We start from the raw sequence: 22,761 nt of genomic DNA on the forward strand, positions 1-22,761 counted from the left end.
GTGAAAACTACAACGAACTCGCGTTGAGACTATCGGCTTCCCCTCGCGTCAGGGGCAAGTGCAAGCCGCACTCTTGTTTGAGGCCGTTAAAGCGGGTGTCGCGCTCGTCGGTATCTTCTAGCGAAAGCGGACGGCTGGAATGCCAATCGCCCACGCTGGTGTAGCCGCGATCGAAGAAGGGATGGTAGGGCAGGTCGTGGGCTGTGAGGTATTCGTAAACATCTTTTGCACTCCAGTGCAGGATTGGGTGCAATTTAACAATGCCCGACTGCATCTCAATGCGACGGAGGGTTTTGCGGTGATTGGTTTGGCTGGTGCGCAAACCTGCCAGCCACGCCATGGCATCGAGTTCGCGCAGGGCACGCCACATGGGCTCCACTTTGCGGATTTGATTGTAGCGATCGAGGGACTCAACCGTATTGTCTTCCCACAAGCGTCCGTACAGTGCTTCCATGCGGGCGGGGCTCATGGTGGCTTGGTACACCTCGATATTGAGCTGTAACCGCTCGATCAGCTCTTCTGCAAATTGATAAGTCTCGGGAGGTAAATAACCGGTATCCACCCAAATCACGGGGATGTTGGGGATAATCTGGGTCACCAGATGCAGCATCACGGCCGCTTGGATGCCGAGGCTACTGCTCATGACGAGGCGATCGCCAAACATCTCGGCCCCCCATTCCACAACCTCTCGGGCGCTAGCATCGGCTAAGCAGCGATTGGCTGTATCCAGGTCGATATTGCAGTTGAGTTCGAGGGATTTCAAAACCATATCGAACGAGAGCGGCAGCACGAACGCAGCCCAACAATGTTACGACATGCCAAGCTCCTTGGTCCGAACTCGACATGGCTCTCTCCTAGGGTACAGGAGAACTCAGCAGACGACAGGCCGTTATCCTACCCCCGCCAAGAAGTGATTGATTTTACCTTACGGATCTCAAACGGTTACTTACCTAGAGAGAGATCCGTACTTTTGAGCAGAACTTAAGGTTGTTTTTTATCGACTGTGCTGCACAATACGGCGGAAATCTCGATATCCTAGGAGCAATTACGGTGGGCTTGAGATACAAATTTTGCCATGACGACAACAGCGATTCAGTTTGGCACAGATGGATGGCGCGGTGCCATTGCCGGGGATTTTACATTTGCAAATGTTCGCCGTGCAACGCGGGCGATCGCCTGCTACTTAGACACTACCTACGAGCGCACCCGCCCCGTCTTAGTGGGCTACGATACGCGCTTTTTGGCCGATCGATTTGCCCGTCAGGCAGCGGAAGTGCTCGCTGCTGAGGGCTGGAAGGTATTGGTGACCGAACGGGATTGCCCCACGCCGGCCCTCGCCTTTGCGGCCCGATTGCGCCGTTCGGCTGGAGCCTTAATGTTTACTGCCAGCCACAATCCCTCCACCGACTGCGGTCTGAAGTACATTCCCGACTATGCCGGTCCTGCGACAGCAGACATTACAGATGCCATCTCCAGCTATCTAGAGCGAGTGCCGGACGGGCTGCCCGACTTAAAGGGAGTTGAGGTGGGACAGTTCGATCCGCGACCCACCTATCTCGATTGCCTCTATTCGTCGATTGACCTGGATCGTATCCGTGCAGCTAACTTTTCTGTGGTCTACGATGCCCTCTACAGCACCTCTCGCGGCTATCTCGACGAAGCACTGCGCTACTGTCTCTGCGACGTCAGCGCCCTCCATACCTATCGCGATGTCCTGTTTGGGGGCAGCCTGCCAGAACCGCGCGCCCCACAGTTGGGGGAGATGTTGGCGGCTATCTTGCAGGCGGGGGCAGCTGTAGGAATGGCAACGGATGGAGATGCCGATCGCTTCGGCATTGCAGACGAACGGGGACAGATGTTAAGCCCCAATACCGTCCTGATGGTGTTGACTCGCCATCTGGCCGTCCATCGCGGCTGGAAAGGGGCGGTTGTGCGTACGGTGGGTACTACCCATCTGCTCGATCGCCTAGCGGCCCAGTACGGTCTAGAGGTCTACGAAACTCCGGTGGGATTCAAGCACATCGGTCAAAAGATGCGGGAATTACCTGTCTTGATCGGCGGAGAGGAGTCGGGGGGGGTGAGCATCTTGGGGCACATTCCCGAAAAGGACGGTATTCTGGCCAATTTATTAGTCCTTGAGGCAATGGCCTACGAACAAAAGCCCCTCAGCCAGATTGCAGCGGAGGCGATCGCCGCAGCGGGCGGCCCCACCTACACCCATCGCATCGATCTGCGGTTGACTCCAGAGCACAAGCAAGCGGCCATGGAACAGTTAACAGTCAGTCCGCCAGAGAACGTGGCGGGTCTGGATGTGGTGAATGTGGGGTCCAAAGATGGTGTTAAACTCCAGCTCGGCAGCAACGCTTGGGTATTGGTGCGTCCGTCGGGGACCGAGCCCCTGCTGCGGATTTCAATGGAGGCTGACTCTCGCGACCAACAGGAGGCGATCGCGAGGGCCATGCGCGCAGCGATCGAGATTCTGAAACCGTGAGGCACGACCCATCTCAGCACGAACGACCCGTCTGAGCACAAGCGATCGGTCTAGCTCAAGACAATATCCTCAGCCGGTCGCTGGGCCAGTCGCTTGAGATTTTGGTACCGCAAAACATCCAGCAGTTCATTCCCCGATCGCCCTTCCAACCGCGCCTCAATGTGCAGCGCTTGCCCCAGCGCCTCCACCGCCTGAATCCGAGGCAACCCTCTCAACACCAGCCGATCTACGGCATAGGCATCTGCCGCTAACAAGCGGCGATCGCTGGCCCGATCCTTAATGAGCTGCCAAATAGCCAGTCCCCCCAATCCCCCAGACACTGCAATTCCCACCGGATCTCGCTGAAACCCTTCCACCACCATACTGACCCCCCCCAGACCCGCCAAAGCCGCGTAGAAGTCTAAGGTGCGGGTGAGCGAGCGGCTGTGATAGCCCACTTTATGCAGGAACACTGTGGATCGCTGATTGGGGGTAAATTGCTCCCACTCTCGAGGCTTAATTAAAATCTTCAGTCGCCTCTGCCAAGGCAGCAGGCGACTTCCCCGGATGACCTCCACTTGGCTAAACGGTGCCGCCAAAATCTCAATCGAATCGCGACTGCTGGCCGGAAGTAAATCCTTCAACCGCTGCACTTCCCGTTCGTCCAGCATTGACGTTTCAGCGTACACGTTCGCAGCACCTCCTCAAGGGACACCCATGCAATCGTTCAACCCATGCAATCATCTTTAAGCGGTCACCTTCAGCCTGTCGCAGCCCAGCTCGTACCCCACTCGGCAGAATCGATCGACTAACTGACAGCATTGCAATTGCCAAAACTGTTCCACTGCTGCTTCGAGCACTGTCGCTTCAGTCGCAAAAGTAAGCACAGTCTATTCTCTTATTATGGGCGATCGCCAGCCTCGGCGGTTCGGTGTTGGGGGGACAGCCCTACACCGCCACATAGGTGGAACTGAGGGTAACCCGCTTGGCGTGGGATAGCAAGTGCAGTCCGCCATCGCTTGCAGGAGCCAGTTCTGCCATCAGGGTTTCTGCAAACTGGAGCGGTCTCGGTAATGATAGCAGCCCGCCGCTGGCCCCCATCTCTTTGGCAAATTCCCGCAATAGGCGATCGGTCTCCGTTAGGGGTTCCGTACTGGCGATCGCAAACACTTCCGCCAGTCCCCCAGGTGCTCGGACCGCCAGCTTCATCCCCAGCAATTCGGCCAAATCGAGCTTGGTTTGAGGCGGGATCGCGATCGCGGGGAGCTCTTCATCTGACGGATGAGCCAGGGCACACAGCGCACCCAGTCCGTCTAGCACCAACACTGCAGCATACAGGGGCCGATCGCCGCGATTGTCGAGGGCATAGGATAGCGGCGTTCCCATCGCCAGTTGTGGCATGCCGCCATCACTGTTGCCTTGACGCAGTAGCGGCGTACGATTGGTCGCTATAGCAGTTCCCTGCTGCCAGCGGATCGATGCGCTGGCAATCTCCAAAACCAGGGGCAGAGCGGAAGCGCTTTCGTTGATAGTTGCCCGCAACCGCTTGGCCGCCAATAGATGCTGCAGGCGATGCACCAACCGCTGTACTGCCCCTTTGGGGGCTTCACCTGCTTCACCAAACGTATCCAGAATGGGGACTCTGCCCGATCGCAACAAACCATAGCTACCCAGGGGAGGAGGCTCCGGCAGACTGGCTTGCAGTTCGGGGGTCATGCGGCCAAACAGACAATCCACCTGGCGCTCGTGCAATTTCGCCGTTTCGATCGAGTGTAATTCTCCCGCCAGCGATGTACTGGACAGAGCACTGGTGGCATCCACTTTCTCAATCCGCGTCAAGCTGTCGTCGAGGGCGATCGCTAACTTAACTGCCGCCAGTGCCCGCTGTACCTCTGACACCAAAGCCCCCTCCTGTGGCGGAGTCGCTTCTGTCAGGGTCTCGTCCAAGCCCAGCGTTGCCGTCAACTTATCCCGCGACTTCAGCACCCATTCGCTGCCACCGTCATAACAGCGGAACCGCGTTCCCACCCCCAAAAATGGCAGAATCATGGGCGGAATCCCCCCCAGCCAGAGCTCCGCCCGCGTTCCCTCCACCGTTTGAATGGCTCCTGCAATTCCCCCCTCGACAGTTGCCGAAGATAGCTTTGAGTAGGGGCGATCGGGTTGATTGCCCTTACCGTGGAGCGCCAATTTCTCTGGACGGGCCGCCACCTGCTCCGCTTTAATGCGGGCGATCTGAAACACCTGCCGCCAGGTATCCGAGGCTGCGCTCTCCCATAGAGATTGGGTCAGCAGATAGGTGAGCAATCCGGCACTAAATCCATCCCATACTCCTTCTGCCGCAGGTTGGCCCAGAGGGGCAGCTAACAGCCAAGTACCGCTGGTGCGATCGATGCGGCTGGGGTCGAATGTCCCGGGCACCGAGGTGCGATAGTCTCGAAAGATCTGTTGCTGGCGCTCTAGCACGGCGGGCGCAAATTGATAGCCTTCCGCGATCGAGAGATCGGCAGGCGATCGCAGCCGCCAGTTTCCCTCTGCCGCAGCCTTTGCAGACTGAAAGCCACAATCGAGCACGATGCTGATGCGTTTGCTGGGGAGGGCTTGAACTAATAGAAAGAGGGTTTCTAACGGTAGAACGTTGGCAGTGTCGGTGGAGATATCGCTGGAGAAGTCTGCCGGTAGCAGCACTGAGGTACCGTCTGGGAGGGTCTGACCGTAGCCGCTGAAGTGAAAGACAATCGCATCATCGGGGCTGGCCTGCTGCACGAGATGGGTTAAAAAAGTGTCAGCGATCGCCTCTCCTGTCGCATCTGTATCGGCTAGGGTGACGATCTCGTCAAAGCCGAACCGATATTCCAGCACCTCCTGCTGCAGTGCGACATCTGTGCCACTACCCGCCAGGGGGGTGAGGGGATCGGCATAGCGATCGATCCCCACTAGCAAGGCCAGCTTTCGTCCCGTAGTCGCTGCAAAAGCACTACCATACGTTTGCGATCGGCAGGTTGCCAACCACTCTAGGGCGGGGGCTAACGCCAAGCCAGCAACGCCACAAGCTCCCCGAGTCAAAAATTCGCGTCTGCTCGTACTCACAAGCTACTGCCACACTCCGAAATATCTCGGGTTGGGGTCCAACTGGCACAACACGCAGTGCGCGGAGGTTTCGAATGTTCCCCAACCCACTCTAGGTCATTGCTGGCGCTACTGCCTATGGCAGTTGTGCTTATTTCAAATTTATTTCAAAGATTGATTTTAGCGAGCGACAACTCCAGGTTGGCTACACGCGGGCAACAATGACTTCTTGGGGTTGGTCTTGATATTTCCCAGCGCGATCGGCGTAGGTGGTGGCGCAGGGTTCGCCTTCTAAAAACAGCAGTTGCACCACGCCCTCGTTGGCATAGATGCGGCAGTCCGCGCTGGAGGCATTGGAAAATTCGAGGGTGAGATGGCCGCGCCAACTGGCTTCGGCAGGGGTGAGATTGGCGATAATGCCACAGCGGGCGTAGGTGCTTTTGCCAATGGAAATAACGGTGATGGTGGGGGGAACCTCCAGCCGTTCGATCGCCACACCGAGGCCGTAGGAATGGGCGGGCAGGATGAAGAAGTCACCGCTCTCTTCAGAATGTAGTTCGGTGGGTTGAAGATTGGCGGGGTTGAAGTGTTTGGGGTCCACCACTGTTCCGGGAATGTGGCGGAAGATGCGGAAATCGGCGGGAGAGAGGCGGATGTCGTAGCCGTAGGAGGAAAGCCCGTAGCTGAGCACTTGGCGGGGGGCATACCCGTTGGGGGATTCGATTTGACGCACTAGATCGGGCTCGAAAGGCTCAATCATGCCTACTCGGGCGCGGGCAACAATCCAACGGTCGTTTTTGATCATATAAATTCAGTCGATATGGCAGGTTGGCGCGATTTCCGCCCTCTGTAGTGTCGCACAACGTGAATTCGAAGCGGTCGAACTGCCCTCACCCCTGGTGCAGTCTGGCGTCAGCCAGCCAGTACGCGAGCGGCTGCCGTGACGCCAGCACCGGGGCTAAACCCTTCGTAGCCCACCTCTCGCAGGGCAGATTCGAGGGCGGCAAAGGTGGTGAGAATATCGCGATCGCAGATAAAGCCCAGGTGGCCGATGCGGAAGATTTTGCCTTTGAGCTGGTTTTGACCGGCAGCTAAAGCAATGTCGAATTTCTTCATGACAAGGCTGCGAATGTCATCTGCGTTAATGCCTGCAGGGGCCTCGATCGCCGTCACGGCAGAGCTGGGGTGGCTGTCGGGGGCGAGCAAGCCCAAACCGAGGGCTCTGGCACCCGCTCGGGTGGCATCGCGCAACAGAGCGTGACGGGCAAAGATTGCCTCTAACCCCTCTTCCTGCATCATTGTCAAGGTCTCTTGCAGGGCGTAGATTAAGTTCACAGCAGGGGTAAACGGCGTCGTGTTTTTGCTTAGGTTCTTTTTGGCCATGGCAAAACTCCAGTAATACTTGGGCAGAGTGGAGGTTTGGGTTGCTGCCATCGCGCGATCGCTGACGGCCACAAAGCCCAAGCCGGGGGGCATCATATACCCTTTCTGAGAGCCGGAAGCCACAATATCCAAACCCCATTCATCCATCGGTACGCTAGCTGCGCCAAGACTCGTCACTGCGTCCACGATGACCAGAGCTTCGCCGTGTTCCTGCGCCAGTTTGGCGATCGCCTCCACATCGTTTTGTACGCCACTAGAGGTTTCGCTGTGGGTCAGAATGACTGCTTTGATGGCCCTCGCGGTATCTGCCTGCAATTTCTCAGCAAACGCCTCCACAGAGTAAGGGGTACCCCACTCCGACTCGATCCGCTCGCACTGTAGGCCGAACACATCTGCCATATCGGCCCAACGTTCGCCAAACTTGCCGTTGACGCCACACAAGACGCGATCGCCGGGGCTGAGCACATTCACCAGTCCGGCTTCCATTGCGCCAGTGCCGCTGGCCGACAGAATAAATACGTCATTTTGGGTTTGATGCAGCCAGCGCAGTCCTGCGGTGACTGCGGCGATCGTGTCAGAAAATGCTTTACTGCGGTGTCCGATCGGGTGTTTGGCCATGGCCAACAAGGCCCGTTCCGGCACTGGGGTTGGCCCCGGAATCATCAGTTGCAGCTTGTCTTTCATCGTTGCCCCAGGCTTCTATCTCGACACAGTTCCACCATTGTTACACGCAGGGCAGAATGTGCATCCTTAAAACAAGGTTTTGCTCGGGATGACAGATGTCCTCGGCGATCTCGGCGAGTTTCCCCGATCGCAATTGACTTGAGGGAACCTGAGTTCGATGACTCTGCATGGCCCTCACCCCCAGCCCCTCTCCCAAATTTGGGAGAGGGGAGCAACAGCCTCAAACCCGCAATCTACCGTTCTGTTCCCCTTCCTCCAAAATTACGGCTGACGCCACGCTTCGCGAGGGGGGAAGGGGCTAGGGGATGGGGGCCAGACGCCTGTCGAACTGACGTTGAGGGAGATGGCCAGCAGCCTAAAGCCTTCTGCACAGACATTATGCTCGGCGAGGCTGGATGGTTCGCTCTCCATGCTGCTAGGTCGCAGAGTGACTGCGGATGGTAACTTCTTGGCGGTGACTCTTAGGAACGAGCGTGGCTCAGCATCCATCTATTTCGATCGCGCAGGCCCTGCCAGTGCCGATGCGGGACGGCACTCTACTCTACGCGGATGTATACCGCCCCAAACAACAGAGCGAGCCGCTGCCAATCCTATTAATGCGACTGCCCTACGGTCGGGAAATCGCCTCGACGGTGGTCTACGCTCACCCCAGTTGGTACGCCGCACAGGGGTTTATTGTCGTCATTCAAGCGGTGCGGGGGTGCGATCGCTCGCAGGGGCAGTTTTATCCCATGCAGGCGATTGAAATGGACGACGGGTTCGACACACTGCAGTGGTGCCAAACGTTGCCGGGGACGAACGGCAAGATCGGCATGTATGGCTTTTCCTATCAAGGCATTACCCAATTTCAGGCGATGGCGGCAGGGGGAGCGCAGGTGGGCCTGACGGCGATCGCGCCGGGGATGGGGGCGATCGATTTTTATCGGGGCTGGTGCTATTGGGGGGGAGCGCTGGCCTTGAATGTGGCACTGCCTTGGGGGGTGCAGCTAGCCCAGGACCAAGCACAATTCCACCAGTTAGAACCCCACGCGACGGAATTGGGGCGAGCCCGATCGCGGCTGGCTGACTGGCTCGACTTTACCCCTCTAGACCGCCTCGAACTATTGCGCGATCGCCCGGTGGGAGAGTTTTATTTCGACTGGGTGAAAGAGGCGATCGCCGATTCGGACTACTACCGCCGCCTCAATCCCCAAGTTTATCTAACGGGGCAATGCGATCTGCCAGGACTGCACATTGCCGGTTGGGCCGATAGCTATTTGGCTGGAACGCTTCAAGCCTACGAATGGATGGTACAGCAGAGCGATGCCCCCCAACATCTGATTGTGGGGCCTTGGCAACACCTCCCCTGGTCTCGCCGAGTCGGACAGATGGATTTCGGTCCCGAGGCCAGCCCGCAGATCGATCGCCTGCAAGTGCAATGGTTTAACCGCTGGCTGAAGGGAAAGTCCGGCTTTGACTCCGAAGCGCCCGTCCGACTGTTCGAAATGGGGGCCAATCGCTGGCGAAGGTTCGAGTCTTGGCCCCCGCCGACGCGATCGCAACGGTTGTGGCTTGCCAGTGACGGCTTAGCCAACGGTCCCGACAGTGACGGACGCCTGCTGCGCGATCGTTGGGATGGCTGCGGGTTCGACACTTACGTTTGCGATCCGCGCATTGCCAACCCCACTACCCCCTACGGTCCTTACGATCAGCGAGTGGTTCACCAGCGTTCCGATCTGCTGCTCTATAACAGCGAACCGCTGCAGGAGCAGCTCGCGATCGCGGGGGCTCCCACGCTTCACTTCTACGCCTCTAGCACGGCTGTCGATACCGATTGGGTGGTCAAGCTCGTGCGCGTCACCCCTTCTGGCGAAGCTCTGCTAATGACTGCTGGGGTGTTGCGGGCGCGCTTTCGCCAGTCGCGATCGCAGCCACAATTGCTGACTCCCGAGGCGATCGAGCATTACGTTATTCCCCTGCGGGCCACCTGCTGGCAGGTGCGAGTGGGGGAACGCTTACAAGTGGCGATCGCCAGTGCTGCCTTTCCTTGGATCGACCGCAATCCCAATACGGGACAGTGGCCCGCCAGCGCCTCTTTCAGCGATTTTCACGTGGCGACGCAAACCATCTTTCACTCGACGCAATACCCTTCCCATCTGGAACTGCCACTCCTGCACGAACCCAGATGATGGCGGAGACCTATTCAGCGAGGGACGAGCCAAAGGGGGGGGGCTGCCGCAGAGTATAGTCCCAACCCTTCACAAATAGGGTGTTGTAGGGGGACATCTGGCGGTCTAACTCTGCCTGCAACTCTGCTGGAAAAGCGTGCCAAGCTTCCCGATTGGTCCAATAAATTACAAAGGTCACTGCCTCGGGATTCTCCGGCGGCAGCCAAATGGACTTGTGGACGAACCCCGGTTGCTGGCGCAAAGCCGCCGTCCAGACGCGATCGTCCAGCTCTATAAACCTCTCTCGGTCCTCAGCAGGAACGCGAAACTCCAAAACCTCTACCACTGTCGGTGTCAGTGCCTCAGTTGCGATCGCCACAGGACCTCCGATAAAGACCATTCCCATTAGCACCAGAGCGCACACTCCGGCCGCCACCACCGGCCGCACTGCCCTTGCGAGCAGCATTGCCAGATTGAAGTTCTCGCATCGTCCCTGGTTTGCAAGAGGACTCTCCCTCAATTCGTTAAAATCTGCTGATACTGAGTCCCCGCATCGCTCTCGATCCATTGTGCCAATTCCGATATGTTAGCGGCGATCGCCATCAGTATGGCTCTTTATGCGCATAGAGCCATACCTTTTAGGTCGTCAGTTCCAATAGGCGAGAATGGGGTTAGGGGTTGCTGTCTGACAAAAAGTGTAGCGGCCGCGCGTTCGATCGCCTGCTCGACGTTGATGCTTTTAAAGAGAAAAGATGCTTTAAAAACACGGTCCGAACGAGGCAGCTACCGCTCGGGGTAGCAAATCCCATTGAACCGAACCGATGGGGACACTCTCATGACCGCACAACTCTCGCTCGAACAAGTTGTCGCTTGCGGTGTAGAGAAATCCATCGCAATTGAGATCCTGCCGACCTTCAACCAATGTCTCGCCGATGGATCTCCCTCAAACAACTGGCAGCACCTCACCCAAACTATCCTCACCCCCGATCTGCCGTTTGCCCTGCACGAACTCCTGTACAAAACTGTCTTCTCCAACTGGGATGCCAGCCAGGGAGTTCCTCCAGCCTGGTTTCCGACAGAAGCGCAGATCCAAGCCACTCATATCGCTGCACTCCTGCACGAGCTAGGTCTGCAGTCCTATACCGAATTCCATGCCTGGACAGCCCGCCATCGTGCCCAGTTTTGGGAGCTGATGGTGCAACGCCTCGGCATTCGCTTCCGGCAGCCCTATCGAGCTGTTCTCGATCTAGCCAATGGCATCGAATCGCCCCAATGGTTGCTGGACGCCCAATTCAATATTGTTGAAAGTTGCTTCCAAGCTCCTGCAGAGGCTCCCGCAATTGTCTTTCAAGCCGAAGGAGAGTCGCTGTTAACTCTGACCTATGGCGAACTTCGGACTCTGACCGATCGGGTTGCCAATGGGCTTATCGAACTGGGCTTCTGCCCTGGCGATGCGATCGCGATCGACCTGCCCATGACCGCAGAGTCAGTCGCCCTCTACCTGGGGATTGTCGAAGCTGGCTGCACAGTCGTCTCCATTGCCGATAGTTTTGCCGCCGATGCAATAGCCACGCGCTTGCGCATTTCTGCTGCTAAGGGAATCTTCACGCAGGACACCATTCTGCGGGCTGGCAAAGAGCTACCACTCTATGCCAAAGTCATCGAGGCCAATGCTCCGCAGGCAATCGTGCTGTCGAGTGGCGTATCCTCCTCTATCCCCTTACGTGCGGGCGATCTGGCCTGGGAAGCATTTTTGAGCGATCGCGATCGCTTCGATGCCATCCCTGCTCAGCCCGACGATCGCACCAACATCCTGTTTTCTTCGGGGACGACCGGCGAACCCAAAGCAATTCCCTGGACGCAAACCACCCCGATTAAATGCGCAGCGGACGGGTTCTTACATCACGATATCCACCCCGGCGATCGGGTGGCGTGGCCGACCAATTTGGGTTGGATGATGGGACCGTGGCTCATTTATGCCAGTCTGATCGATCGAGCGACCATCGCCCTTTACTACGGCGCGCCCACGGGACGAGCCTTCGGCCAGTTCGTGCAAGACGCGGGTGTCTCGATGTTGGGTGTGGTACCCAGCTTGGTGAAATCCTGGAAAACCAGTGGCTGTATGCAAGGGCTCGACTGGAGCGCTATCAAAGTATTCAGCTCGACGGGGGAATGTTCCAACCCGCAAGAAATGCTCTTTCTGATGTCCCTTGCCGGATACAGACCCATTGTCGAATATTGCGGCGGCACGGAAATCGGCGGCGGCTATCTCACCGGTACGCTCGTTCAGCCCTGTGCCCCCTCCACCTTTACGACGCCAGCTCTCGGTCTAGACATTGCTGTCCTCAACGAAGCCGGACAGCCCGCCACTGCCGGAGAAGCCTACATCGTGCCGCCATCGATCGGGCTTTCCACCGAGTTACTCAATCGGAACCACCACCAAGTCTATTTCGATCGCCCCCCTCACCTACCCAATTCCACCATTCCTCTCCGTCGCCACGGCGATCGCGTGGAGCGACTGCCCAACGGCTACTACCGCGCCCTGGGCCGCGTGGACGACACCATGAACCTCGGCGGCATCAAGGTCAGTTCTGCCGAAATCGAGCGAGTTCTCAATGCCGAAGCGGGCATTTGCGAAACGGCTGCCATCGCAGTCTCTCCACCGGAAGGGGGACCGAGTCAGTTAGCGATCTATGCGGTATTGGAGCCAGATAGCGATCGCGATCGGGATGACCTTGCTGCTGCCTTGCAGAGCGCCATTCGACAGCATCTCAATCCCATGTTTAAGATTCGCGACCTTCGCATCGTTGATGAGTTGCCCCGCACCGCCTCCAACAAAGTGATGCGTCGAGTATTGCGCGATCGATTTCGATGCCTCCAAGCTGATAGGTTCGAGCCAGCGCGAATTGCAATCGAAACGAGGACTTAGTGGTTCGCGAGCTTAATCCTCAAATCGCAAGGATTGATACGCGGGATGTTGCACTTGCCCCCTAGGGAGAGGGGAGCAACAGCCTCAAACCCGCAATCTACCGTCCGGTTCCCCATTCCCCAATTTTGGGGGATGGGGGCCAGACACCTGCCGAACTGACGTTACTCAATGGCGATCGCCAGCTCTCCTCCATCGCTTGTTACAAAAATCGATCTCTGACACGTTCCCTCTTCATTCTTCGCTAGCGTGAAACTAGCAAAGATAGAGATTCTCCCATGCGCCGACTGCTCCCCCCCCTCTTCGCAGCCCTGCTGCTCAGTTTCTCTCTCGCCCTCCCCCTCTCTGCCCGAGAAGAGCTCGATCGCACCCTCACCGTCACCGGTCGAGGCACAGTCGCAGTGGAAACGGCGATCGCCACCATCCGATTGGGGGTCGCCGTAGAAGGAGAATCAGCTAGCGAGGTCCAGGCAGAAGTCGCCGAACGGACGGATAGTGTTGTTTCGAAATTGCAGGAATTAGCCATCGATAACCTACAAACCACCGGCATTTCCCTCTATCCCCAAACCTTCACGCGAGAAGACACCAGGATTACCTCAGTGCGGGGCGAAAATACTGTGCAGTTTGAGGTACCAGTCGAGGTGGCAGGTAAGACTTTGGACGATGCTGTCGGAGCCGGAGCCAGTCGCATTCATTCAATCTCGTTTCGACCGACAGACGAAAACGCCGAAGCGGGGCGCGACGAAGCACTACGATTGGCCGTGGACGATGCCATCTCCCAAGCAGAAGTCGTCTTAGACGCCCTCGACTTCGAACTCACCTCCATTCGGACGATTCAAGTGAATAGTGCCAGCAACAATCCCATTCCCGTGGTGCAGTTTGGGGAACTGAGTCGGGCTGCTGCGACCACCCCTGTGGTGGGGGGCGATCGCGACATTAGTGCTACCGTCACGGTGACGGTCGAGTACTGAAAGGGAGGGAGGGAATTTCTAAGTGGTCTCGATCTCCGACGCAGCCGCTTCGGGATGGAAGTAATCGTAGATCTGTTGGGCTAACTTCGGGCCAATTCCCGCCACCCGAGCCAGCTCCTCCGGCTTAGCGATCTGAATGCGGGAGACCGTCTGGAACTCGGCCAATAATAGTTTTTGTCGGTGGGCTCCCAAACCGGGGACATCGTCGAGACTGGAATATTGCTGGCGAACTTTGCGCTGCTGGCGGTGAAAAGTAATGGCAAAGCGGTGGGCTTCATCTCGCAAACGCTGTAGCAGCAAGCGCCCCGGATCGTCATTGTCGAGCACAATCGGCTGCGATCGCTCCGGTAGAAAAATAGCCTCCTCCCGCTTCGCCAGCCCCAAAACAGGCAGATCCTCCAACCCCAATTCCTCCAGCACCGCCATCACCGCAGAGAGCTGACCCTTGCCCCCGTCGATCAACACCAGATCGGGAATCTCTCCATCTGCCAGCTTGCCAAACCGGCGGCGGGCCACCTCGGCATGGCTGGCAAAGTCGTCAGACCGACCGATATGCACGTCGGGGTTGCGGATTTTGTAGCGGCGGTAATGTTGATTGGCGGGCAAACCGTCGATAAAGACGACGCGACTGCCCACCGCATCCGAGCCCTGAATGTGGGAAATATCGTAGGCTTCCATGCGGTGGGGGGGAGCGGGGAGATCTAACACATCGGCCAGACGTTGCAGGGCGACGGCATCGCGATCGGCGAGGCGTTGGGTGCGATCGAGTTCGTATTGGGCGTTGCGCTCCACCATCTCCAACAGCTCGGCCTTCATCTGTCGTTGAGGGGCTAGCAACGAGATTTTGCGGCCCTTTTTCTGACTCAGCCACGCTTCCAAAAAGTCAGCATCGGGGAGGGGATATTGGGTCGAGATCTCTGGGGGGATTTCCACCGGATCGCAGTTTTGATAGTGCTCCTCCAAGACCCGCTGCAGAATTGTGGCCGGATCGTACCCTTGGTTTTCAGCGATAAAGCCCAACCGCCCCACCAGTTTGCCCGCCCGCACTTGGAACAGTTGAATGCAGGCGCGATGGGGATTGGCGGCTAGAGCGATCGCATCGCGGGAAGCTGTCGAGTTGGGCAATGATACCTTCTGCCGCTCCCCCAACTGCTGCAAGCCCTGAATTTGGTCCCGAAACCGAGCTGCTGCCTCGAAATTCTCCTCGGCAGCGGCCCCATACATGCGCGTTTCTAACTGGGCCAGCAGCTCATCCGCCTGCCCCTGAAATACCATTGCCACCCCTTCCAAGGTTTTGTGATAGTTCTGCGGGTCGATCGACCCTTGACAGACGCCGGGACAGCGACCGATGTCGTAATTGAGGCAAGTGCGATCTTTGTAGAGGGGTTTGGACCGCTGGCGCAGGGGGAAAATTCGTTTGACTAATCGCAGGGTATAGCGGAGGGAGCTGACATCGGTGTAGGGACCGTAATAGCGATCGCGCTTGCCGCTTTTCTCCTTCTGCATCCTGCGGTTGCGGGTGATGAACAGTTGCGGATAGTCCTGCGACCAGGTGATGCAGAGGTAAGGATATTTCTTGTCGTCTTTGAGCAGGACGTTATAGGGAGGTTGGTGGCGCTTGATTAAGTTGTCTTCGAGGGCGAGGGCTTCGGCTTCGGTGTCGGTGACAATAAATTCGATTTCCCACACCTGCATCACCATTCGCTGCTTGCGCGGCGTCAGGTCCGAGCTGAAGCGGAAATAGGACCGTACCCGCGATCGCAATTTCTTCGATTTGCCCACGTACAAAATATTGTCGGTTTTATCCCGCATCAGATAGACCCCCGGTTCGAAGGGGATCTCTTGGAGGCGCGCTTCCAGCACCTCGCGGTTTTGCAATAGCGGCACGGCGGTGGCGCTCATACCCGAAATACGCTCTGGGAGGTTATTTCAGGTTAGCGCAATGGCTGGCGATCGAGGCATCGATCGCTCCCGCAGACCTACTCCGCTTCAGTGTTATCCAGCTCAACTGCCTCTAGAAAACGGGGGAGGAAATCGGGTAGAGCACTTTGAATGCGCTCCCAACTATGAATAAAGGGGGTTTCCATAGGATTGGCCAAAAAGATATCTCCAGCGGTGATAATGCTTTCCGCAAAGACTTCAACAGCCTGTTCTTCTTCGTGGCGATCGAACTTCAGCGCGTTGATAATTGCATTATTTTGGTGAACTGCCACCAAGTCTAAAGCGAGACGATAGTAAGTGGCTTTGAGAGTACGGAAAGTTTCCTGCGTGAGGATGTGGCCTTGGATAGCTAATTTGCGGAACAGAGCCTTAGTAATATCGAGGCTCATTTTGGCCAAGCCTGCATGTTTATCCTTATCGGCTAGCGCTCGATCTTCGGGACCGCCATATAGAGATTTATGTTTGTGATCGTAAATGTCTAAAATTTCTGTTTGGCAGATGCGATGGGGGGCATGATTGCGCTGAATTTCTGACAGGACGCCAATTTCTAGCCCCCAATCGCTGGGAATGCGCAGTCCGGGAATGATATGTGCCATTAGGGCAAATTCACCGGCAAGAGGATATCGAAAACTATCGAGATAGTCTAGATATGGCGTACTGCCTAAAGTCAGTTTCATGGCCCGCAGTAAAGGGGTCACCAGCAGGCGAGTGACCCGCCCCTTGAGTTTCCGATCGCCACTGACGCGAGCGTAATAGCCTTTGCAAAAGCGGTAGTCGAAGTTGGGATTGGCCACCGGGTAAAGCAACCTGGCCAGCAGACTGCGATCGTAGGTGGCGATATCGCAGTCGTGCAGGGCGAGCGCATCGCAGCGCTGGGAGGCCATCATATAGCCCAAGCAATACCAGACATTGCGACCTTTACCCATTGCTTGAGGTGCTAAATCCAGCACAGCCAGTTCTCGTTCGAGGGCTTGCAAGCGAGGGCCGTCGTTCCAAAGAATGCGGTGATGTTGGGGCAGTCGAGAGAAATATTCGCGGGCGTACAGCCACTGGTCGAGATTGGCGCGATCGAGGCCAATCACGATTTCTGACAGATAGGGTACCTGCTTCAGCTCCATCAGAATCTGCGGCAAAGCATCGGATTCTAATTCCGAAAACAGGGCTGGCAGCACCAGACCCAAACGCCGCTGTTGAGAAAATTGAATCAGGTCGGCTTCCAATTCGGCCGTGGAACGATCGGTTAGGTTGTGCAAAGTGGCGATCGCGCCATGCTGAAAGAAGTCCGCCATGTCTCTCCTATCCTTAAACCCACTTGAGAATAGCTTGTTTGGGTCGATGGACGGTGATGTCCCAAATACAGCTAGAGATTCAAACTCCGCTCCTCGAGAATATGGGTCACAGCCTCCGTCCATCCTAAGGGACCGGGCTGCTCTGGCTGCAAGAGGTTCTTCACCCCCGTCACCTCAAAACTGGCACGATGGGGATTGGGGATCGAGACACCAATGTCGGCTACTCGCAACATCGGCAGATCGTTGGGGCTATCGCCCAAAGCCACCACAATCCACTCTTGTTGAGGGAACGCCCTGCGATATCTCTCAACTAGCCAGCTTAAAGCCTTGCCTTTATCTGCTTTGGCCGTGACGTGGCGGAACCTGCCCCCGCGAGTGGTTTGTAGCCCCCTGTTCGCGATCGCCGCCACAAACTCTCCATAGGCCGTTTCGCTATCCTCCCAAAGCAGCGGTTCCGACCCCGATCGCTGTTTGGCCGCCACAGCCCCTTCCACAGACAGGCCCGTAATTTCAGCCAGCTCTGCCGCACTCAGATCGGCAAATCCGCGAAAGCAATATCCCCGTTGCTGTCGCAGGCGATCGATTTGCCTGACAAGGTCGGCGTAGGGCGGTCCGAAGACCTCGATTTCTGGGTTCGGCGATCGGGCTGGGCGATCGAGTTGGCCGGAGGGAATGACCACTGCAGCGCCATTCTCAATGATGAAAGGAGCGCGGATATGCAGGGTTTCCCGCAACAGTGTTTGTTCTGCGAGGGTTTTGCTGGAATTGAAGACGATGGGATAGCCTCGCGCTTGAAGGCGGGCAATAGTGGGTAGGGTCGCTTCGCAGCTATAGGTTTTATGGTCGAGCAAAGTCCCATCTAAATCTGTCGCGACCAGCAGTTTTTTCGTCAAAATCGCACCTCAGTAGGACCTATGAAAGGTTAACCGCCACAAATGTCCAATCGTGGCGGAGGCGAGTTGCACGAGGGCAAGCCCGCAAACCGCAGGATTATCGTAGCGGGTGGCGATATCGCCCCACTAGCCAATCTGCCCCATTCATTTGACTCGCAATTGCTGCCAGTGCTGAATGCCAGAGCGAAATCGAGCAGCATAAGTCAAGATGGGGATGACTGTCAGCCTGTGCGATCTCCATGACTGCTCCCGACACGCAACTCAGCTCGCCCTCCACCCCCAAGAGTGACCCCCACAATGGCGCTGGAGGAGTGCAACTGATATCTGTCGATGGACCTGCAGAGTTGACACTGCCAACTGAGCCACTCGAGAAAGTTCCCCCCGAGTATTATCTCAATCGAGAATTGAGCTGGTTGGAATTCAACCGACGCGTCTTGCACGAAGCCCTCGACGATCGCACGCCCCTACTCGAACGATTGAAGTTTCTAGGCATCTTTTCCAGTAACCTGGATGAATTTTTCATGGTGCGGGTGGCAGCGATCCAACAGCAGATCGAAGCAGGGGTGACCTCCAGAACCGCCGACGGCCTCACCCCTCCCGAACAATTGGGACGCATTCAAGAACATCTGCGCCCCATCGTGGCACAGCAACATAAGTGTTTCGAAAAGGTGCTGCGCCCCGCCCTCGCCCAACTGGGGGTGCGCATTCTGAGCTACGCAGATCTCGATCGCCAGCAGCAAGATTATCTCAAGGATTACTTCGAGTGCCATATCTTCCCCATTCTCACCCCCCTAGCCGTCGATCCCGGTCACCCCTTTCCTTACATTTCTAACCTCAGCCTCAACCTGGCGGTCTTGGTTTACGACCCCCGCGACGGCCTGGAACATTTTGCCCGCGTCAAAGTGCCCCGCGCCCTCAACCGGTTTATTCAGTTGGGAGATAGTTTAGATTTTGTGCCGCTAGAGCACGCCATTGGCAACAATCTGGAGCCCTTGTTCGAGGGCATGGAAATTCGGACGTACCACCCCTTCCGCATTACCCGCAATGCCGATTTAGCGATCGAAGAAGAAGAGGCAGGCGATCTACTTCTCGCGATTGAAGAGGAACTTCGCAAGCAGCGCTTGGGGGGCTCTGCCGTGCGGCTGGAGCTGTCTGCCGGTACCCCCGACAAGATTCGCAATAAGCTCGTGGATCAATTGGAGCTAGACGAGCGATGCATTTACGAGATTGACGGCCTGCTGGGCCTCGATAGCCTGTTTGCCTTTATGTCGCTGGATTTTCCAGGGTACAAAGATACCCCCTGGACGCCCACCGCTCCCCCCCGCTTCAGACACCTGGACAGCGACAATCCCGCCGCTATTTTTGCGGCGATTCGCAAAGGGGATATTCTCGTCCACCATCCCTACGACTCGTTTAGCGGCAGTGTCTTGCGGTTTATTCAAGCGGCCTCTCGCGATCGCAATGTCATGAGTATCAAGCAGACGCTCTATCGCACCTCGGGCGATTCGCCAGTGATTCAGGCCCTAATCGATGCAGCGGCCGCGGGCAAACAGGTGGCCGTGTTGGTGGAACTGAAAGCTCGCTTTGATGAAGCGAATAATATTCAGTGGGCGCGACGGCTAGAAAACGCAGGCGTTCACGTCGTTTACGGGGTGATCGGACTCAAGACCCACACTAAATTGTCGCTGGCGGTGCGCAAGGAAGACGATTGCCTGCGCAGCTACGTTCACATCGGCACGGGCAATTACAATCCCAAAACCGCCCGTCTCTACACCGATTTGGGCTTATTCAGCTGCGATGAAGCGTTAGGAGCAGATGCGATCGATCTGTTTAATTTCTTGACCGGATATTCTCATCAGCAGTCCTATCGCAAACTGTTGGTGGCTCCGGTATCGCTGCGATCGCGCATTACCGAAATGATTCGTCGCGAAACGGCTCGCCAACGTAGGTTTAACCAGACAGGCGAGGGCAAGGGGGGTCGCATCATCGCCAAGATGAACTCGTTGGTGGATGCCCAAATCATTGAAGCCCTCTACGAAGCGGGGAAAGAGGGGGTGGAAATCGATCTGATTGTGCGGGGAATTTGCTGTCTGCGCCCTGGCGTGCCCGGTTTGAGCGAGAGTATTCGGGTTATCAGTGTGATTGGCCGCTTTTTGGAGCACTCGCGGATTTTCTATTTTGCCAATGGAGGGGAAGAGGAAATCTACATTGGCAGCGCCGACTGGATGACTCGAAACCTAGATCGGCGGGTGGAAGCAGTCACTCCGGTGAGCGATCCGAAGTTGATGGCAGAGCTGTTGGAGTTATTGCGGGTCATGTTGGCAGACAATCGCCAAGCTTGGGACTTGCAGTCGGACGGCAGCTACAAGCAGCGGCGACCCCACAGGGGAAAACATCGCAGTACCCATCAGGTCTTAATGGCCCGAGCCTTAGAGCGCTGAAGTATCTGAGAAAAGGTGAACAGGCTATTCCTCTCATCTCCCCTGGGAGAGGGGCTGGGGGTGAGGGTAATGAGGAGCCATCGAACCCGAGGCTCAGCCATCGTCAGTCATCAGGCTGACCAACAATGCCTTCTGCGCGTGCAAGCGATTTTCCGCCTGCTGCCACACCCGAGAGCGAGGCCCTTCCATCACCTCGTCCGTAATCTCCTCCCCGCGATGGGCGGGCAGACAGTGGAGCACGATCGCCTCGGCATCCGCTCGGGCCAACAAAGATTCGTTGAGTTGATAGGGCTCGAAAATGGGAATGCGGGACTCCGCCAGTGCCTCTTGACCCATGCTGGCCCACACATCCGTGTAGAGCACCTGCGCCCCCTCCGCTGCCGCAACGGGATCGCTCAGAATATCGATCTGGCTGCCTGTCCGAGTGCTAGAGGCGATCGCCTTAGCCCGCTCCACAATTTCCGGCTTGGGCTCGAATCCCGTCGGGGTGGCCACCCGCACATTCATCCCCGTCAGTGCCCCCCCCAACAGCAAGGAATGAACAATGTTATTGCCATCGCCACAATAGGTCAGAGTCAGCCCTTCAATTTGGCCGAAGACCTCTCGAATCGTCAGCAAATCCGCCAAAATTTGGCAGGGATGGTAAAGATCGGTGAGGGCGTTAATGATGGGAATATCGGCGAATTCGGCAAATTCCTCAATTTCCGTCTGATCGAAGGTGCGAATGGCTAAGGCATCCAGATAGCCGGACAAAATGCGGGCGGTGTCGCGGATGGGCTCCCCCCGACTGACCTGCATTGTGGTGGGCATCAGATCGAGTACCGACCCGCCACATTGGGCGATCGCCGCCGCAAAACTCACCCGCGTGCGAGTAGACGCCTTGCGAAATAGCAGCCCTAACACCCGCCCCTGCAAACTCGCCCGCTCTCGGCCAGCCTTCAACTGTGCGGCCAACTGCAGCAGCAGGGCGACTTCCTCTGGAGACCAGTCGTTCAAGCTCAATAAATCGCGACCGTAAAGGGAATTTGCCATAGAGCCTTCCAAAGCGATTGCGGGCAAGCAACAAACCTCGAGGTTCCTGCCAATGACAGACCAATGACAGACCAATGACAGACCAATGAAAACAGAAACTCTGGCCCCGCGAACGACGCCAGAATTTTCGCTTTTATTATCCTGTGTTGGCGACCCGTAGAAAAGGATTAATTTGCGTTATGGGGGCCTGCTAATGCCTGCGGCTGGGCAGTTCTGCTGGCAAGCTGCAGTTTTAGGTTCTGTACGGCAGCCGCGTATTGCGGATCCGCTAGCGTGGCGACCAAGTCGCGATCGCTCGACAGCCGCTCTAGATCTGCCTCGCTCAACTCCGTCACGATATCGGGCGCAATGCCTTTATGGTCGATATCTCTGCCGCTGGGGGTGTGGTAGCGGGCGATGGTGACGGCTAAGCCCGAGTCTCCCGACAGGGCATGTACGGATTGGACTAGACCTTTACCAAACGTTTGGGTGCCTACTAAGACAGCGCGATGGTTATCTTGCAAGGCCCCCGCCAAAATTTCGCTAGCGCTGGCAGAGCCACCGTCCACTAAAACGGTTAGAGGCTTATCCGTTAGCGCCCGCCCGTTGGCAGAAATACTATCCTGAACCCCCTGACGGTTGATGGTGGACACAATGCCGCCTTCATTTAAGAATAGGCGGGCAATTTCTGCACTGGAATACAACAGTCCTCCAGGATTGCCCCGCAGATCGAGGATGTAAGCTACCGCCCCCTGCACTTCTAAATCTTTGATGGCGGCACGCATTTTCTCAGAGGCATTGGCACTAAATTGCGTCAGCCGAATGTAGCCCACCAGATCGCCATTTTCGTTGTGGGTTTCGTATCGGACAGCCTGCAGTTCGATGCGATCGCGGGTGATTTCAAAATCAATTTCTTCTTCGCCGCGCAGAATCGTGAGGACGACCGTCGAACCAATCTCGCCTCGAATCAAGTTCACGGCACCATTCACATCCATCCCTTCAGTATCGGTACCGTCAATACCAATGATGATGTCCTGAGACTGAACTCCCGCTTCAAACGCGGGAGAATCTTCAATCGGGGACACCACCAAGAGGCGACCGGTCTCCTCTTCCGCCCCCAGTTGAATCCCTACCCCTGTCAGTTCGCCCGAGGTATCGATCTGCATACTGGCAAATTGCTCGGGGTCCATAAACCGCGTGTAGGGATCGTCCAGTTCCCCCAGAGCATCTCGAATTGCGTTGTAGGCTTCTTCTTCAGTGGTGTAGTCGCGGGCCAGTAAGTCTCGGCGGGTTTGCTCCCAATCGACATTGTTAAAATCGCCATCGACGTATTCGCGATTGATAATCTGCCAAGCTTCGTCCACAACTTCTTTCGGATTGCTGCGAAAGCCCGCCCAACTGGGAGCCGCAATTTGTACGCCAACTAAAGTTACTAGGGCAGCCACAGAAGCAGTAGTGCTGAGTACGAAGCCACGCTTATTCATGTTGCAGATATCCTCGAGATTAATAGGGACTCAGAGCAGAAGATCTCAAACT

General features: G+C 56.7%; 19 protein-coding genes. 5 read left to right on the forward strand and 14 right to left on the reverse strand.

Annotation, left to right across the window (positions count from 1 at the left end):
• Positions 1-7 precede the first annotated feature (7 nt).
• The gene (locus SYN7336_RS17480; RefSeq protein WP_026101109.1) at positions 8-769 is read right to left on the reverse strand and encodes a phosphoadenylyl-sulfate reductase; all 762 of its coding nucleotides are present in this window, start codon (positions 767-769) and stop codon (positions 8-10) included.
• A 306-nt stretch (positions 770-1,075) separates the two neighbouring features.
• On the opposite strand from SYN7336_RS17480, the gene SYN7336_RS17485 reads away from it, so the two are divergent.
• Positions 1,076-2,491, forward strand: a complete 1,416-nt coding sequence (locus SYN7336_RS17485) for a phosphoglucomutase/phosphomannomutase family protein (RefSeq protein ID WP_017327233.1) — start codon at positions 1,076-1,078, stop codon at positions 2,489-2,491.
• Positions 2,492-2,541: 50 nt separating this feature from the next.
• Here SYN7336_RS17485 and SYN7336_RS17490 read toward each other — a convergent pair whose 3' ends face one another.
• The 7 genes from SYN7336_RS17490 to SYN7336_RS31140 form a co-directional block, all read right to left on the reverse strand.
• On the reverse strand, positions 2,542-3,159 hold the full coding sequence (locus SYN7336_RS17490) for a DUF3318 domain-containing protein (RefSeq protein WP_227498533.1): 618 nt from the start codon (positions 3,157-3,159) through the stop codon (positions 2,542-2,544).
• Between the two features lie 57 nt (positions 3,160-3,216).
• Positions 3,217-3,357, reverse strand: a complete 141-nt coding sequence (locus SYN7336_RS31135; protein WP_017327235.1) for a hypothetical protein — start codon at positions 3,355-3,357, stop codon at positions 3,217-3,219.
• 61 nt (positions 3,358-3,418) lie between these two features.
• Positions 3,419-5,560, reverse strand: coding sequence for a caspase family protein (locus SYN7336_RS17500; protein WP_017327236.1), 2,142 nt, complete (start codon positions 5,558-5,560; stop codon positions 3,419-3,421).
• 184 nt (positions 5,561-5,744) lie between these two features.
• Positions 5,745-6,344, reverse strand: a complete 600-nt coding sequence (gene dcd / locus SYN7336_RS17505; protein ID WP_017327237.1) for a dCTP deaminase — start codon at positions 6,342-6,344, stop codon at positions 5,745-5,747.
• Positions 6,345-6,451: 107 nt separating this feature from the next.
• Positions 6,452-7,606 (reverse strand): alanine--glyoxylate aminotransferase family protein, encoded by a 1,155-nt coding sequence (locus SYN7336_RS17510; RefSeq protein WP_017327238.1) that lies wholly within the window; start codon positions 7,604-7,606, stop codon positions 6,452-6,454.
• A 40-nt stretch (positions 7,607-7,646) separates the two neighbouring features.
• On the reverse strand, positions 7,647-7,775 hold the full coding sequence (locus SYN7336_RS32750; RefSeq protein ID WP_255346682.1) for a hypothetical protein: 129 nt from the start codon (positions 7,773-7,775) through the stop codon (positions 7,647-7,649).
• Positions 7,776-7,867: 92 nt separating this feature from the next.
• A complete protein-coding gene (locus SYN7336_RS31140; protein ID WP_156820204.1) occupies positions 7,868-8,017 on the reverse strand; it encodes a hypothetical protein in 150 nt (49 codons plus the stop codon).
• A gap of 62 nt (positions 8,018-8,079) precedes the next feature.
• Here SYN7336_RS31140 and SYN7336_RS17515 point away from each other — a divergent pair, with 62 nt between their 5' ends.
• Positions 8,080-9,774, forward strand: coding sequence for a CocE/NonD family hydrolase (locus SYN7336_RS17515; protein WP_038026076.1), 1,695 nt, complete (start codon positions 8,080-8,082; stop codon positions 9,772-9,774).
• Positions 9,775-9,784: 10 nt separating this feature from the next.
• On the opposite strand, the gene SYN7336_RS28225 is transcribed toward SYN7336_RS17515, so the two are convergent.
• Entirely contained in the window at positions 9,785-10,219 is a 435-nt protein-coding gene (locus SYN7336_RS28225) for a TIGR03792 family protein (RefSeq protein WP_017327240.1), read from the reverse strand.
• 369 nt (positions 10,220-10,588) lie between these two features.
• On the opposite strand from SYN7336_RS28225, the gene SYN7336_RS17525 reads away from it, so the two are divergent.
• Together SYN7336_RS17525 and SYN7336_RS17530 are read left to right on the forward strand one after the other, a co-directional pair.
• Complete coding sequence (locus SYN7336_RS17525) at positions 10,589-12,682, forward strand: AMP-binding protein (RefSeq protein ID WP_017327241.1); 2,094 nt, start codon at positions 10,589-10,591, stop codon at positions 12,680-12,682.
• A 275-nt stretch (positions 12,683-12,957) separates the two neighbouring features.
• A complete protein-coding gene (locus SYN7336_RS17530) occupies positions 12,958-13,650 on the forward strand; it encodes an SIMPL domain-containing protein (protein WP_017327242.1) in 693 nt (230 codons plus the stop codon).
• Positions 13,651-13,668: 18 nt separating this feature from the next.
• Here the strand turns inward: SYN7336_RS17530 and uvrC are convergent, their stop codons facing one another.
• The 3 genes from uvrC to SYN7336_RS17545 form a co-directional block, all read right to left on the reverse strand.
• On the reverse strand, positions 13,669-15,552 hold the full coding sequence (gene uvrC, locus SYN7336_RS17535; protein WP_017327243.1) for an excinuclease ABC subunit UvrC: 1,884 nt from the start codon (positions 15,550-15,552) through the stop codon (positions 13,669-13,671).
• A 77-nt stretch (positions 15,553-15,629) separates the two neighbouring features.
• Positions 15,630-16,880 (reverse strand): hypothetical protein, encoded by a 1,251-nt coding sequence (locus tag SYN7336_RS17540; RefSeq protein WP_017327244.1) that lies wholly within the window; start codon positions 16,878-16,880, stop codon positions 15,630-15,632.
• A 71-nt stretch (positions 16,881-16,951) separates the two neighbouring features.
• Positions 16,952-17,773 (reverse strand): mannosyl-3-phosphoglycerate phosphatase, encoded by an 822-nt coding sequence (locus SYN7336_RS17545; protein WP_017327245.1) that lies wholly within the window; start codon positions 17,771-17,773, stop codon positions 16,952-16,954.
• A gap of 239 nt (positions 17,774-18,012) precedes the next feature.
• Between SYN7336_RS17545 and ppk1 the strand changes: the two genes are divergently transcribed.
• Positions 18,013-20,214 (forward strand): polyphosphate kinase 1, encoded by a 2,202-nt coding sequence (gene ppk1 / locus SYN7336_RS17550; protein WP_017327246.1) that lies wholly within the window; start codon positions 18,013-18,015, stop codon positions 20,212-20,214.
• A gap of 93 nt (positions 20,215-20,307) precedes the next feature.
• Here the strand turns inward: ppk1 and argF are convergent, their stop codons facing one another.
• On the reverse strand, positions 20,308-21,246 hold the full coding sequence (argF, locus tag SYN7336_RS17555; RefSeq protein WP_017327247.1) for an ornithine carbamoyltransferase: 939 nt from the start codon (positions 21,244-21,246) through the stop codon (positions 20,308-20,310).
• Between the two features lie 167 nt (positions 21,247-21,413).
• Entirely contained in the window at positions 21,414-22,709 is a 1,296-nt protein-coding gene (gene ctpC, locus SYN7336_RS17560; RefSeq protein WP_017327248.1) for a carboxyl-terminal processing protease CtpC, read from the reverse strand.
• Between the last annotated feature and the right edge of the window lie 52 nt (positions 22,710-22,761).

Source organism: Synechococcus sp. PCC 7336, from assembly GCF_000332275.1.
GTDB lineage: Bacteria > Cyanobacteriota > Cyanobacteriia > Thermostichales > PCC-7336 > PCC-7336.

Coding starts and splice junctions, on each gene's coding strand:
- SYN7336_RS32750 (WP_255346682.1), bottom strand. CDS start 7,775: ATGCAGAGTCATCGAACTCAGGTTCCCTCAAGTCAATTGCGATCGGGG.
- uvrC (WP_017327243.1), bottom strand. CDS start 15,552: ATGAGCGCCACCGCCGTGCCGCTATTGCAAAACCGCGAGGTGCTGGAA.
- SYN7336_RS31140 (WP_156820204.1), bottom strand. CDS start 8,017: ATGGAGAGCGAACCATCCAGCCTCGCCGAGCATAATGTCTGTGCAGAA.
- ppk1 (WP_017327246.1), top strand. CDS start 18,013: ATGACTGCTCCCGACACGCAACTCAGCTCGCCCTCCACCCCCAAGAGT.
- ctpC (WP_017327248.1), bottom strand. CDS start 22,709: ATGAATAAGCGTGGCTTCGTACTCAGCACTACTGCTTCTGTGGCTGCC.
- SYN7336_RS17480 (WP_026101109.1), bottom strand. CDS start 769: ATGGTTTTGAAATCCCTCGAACTCAACTGCAATATCGACCTGGATACA.
- SYN7336_RS17530 (WP_017327242.1), top strand. CDS start 12,958: ATGCGCCGACTGCTCCCCCCCCTCTTCGCAGCCCTGCTGCTCAGTTTC.
- SYN7336_RS17485 (WP_017327233.1), top strand. CDS start 1,076: ATGACGACAACAGCGATTCAGTTTGGCACAGATGGATGGCGCGGTGCC.
- SYN7336_RS17525 (WP_017327241.1), top strand. CDS start 10,589: ATGACCGCACAACTCTCGCTCGAACAAGTTGTCGCTTGCGGTGTAGAG.
- argF (WP_017327247.1), bottom strand. CDS start 21,246: ATGGCAAATTCCCTTTACGGTCGCGATTTATTGAGCTTGAACGACTGG.
- SYN7336_RS28225 (WP_017327240.1), bottom strand. CDS start 10,219: ATGCTGCTCGCAAGGGCAGTGCGGCCGGTGGTGGCGGCCGGAGTGTGC.
- dcd (WP_017327237.1), bottom strand. CDS start 6,344: ATGATCAAAAACGACCGTTGGATTGTTGCCCGCGCCCGAGTAGGCATG.
- SYN7336_RS17510 (WP_017327238.1), bottom strand. CDS start 7,606: ATGAAAGACAAGCTGCAACTGATGATTCCGGGGCCAACCCCAGTGCCG.
- SYN7336_RS17540 (WP_017327244.1), bottom strand. CDS start 16,880: ATGGCGGACTTCTTTCAGCATGGCGCGATCGCCACTTTGCACAACCTA.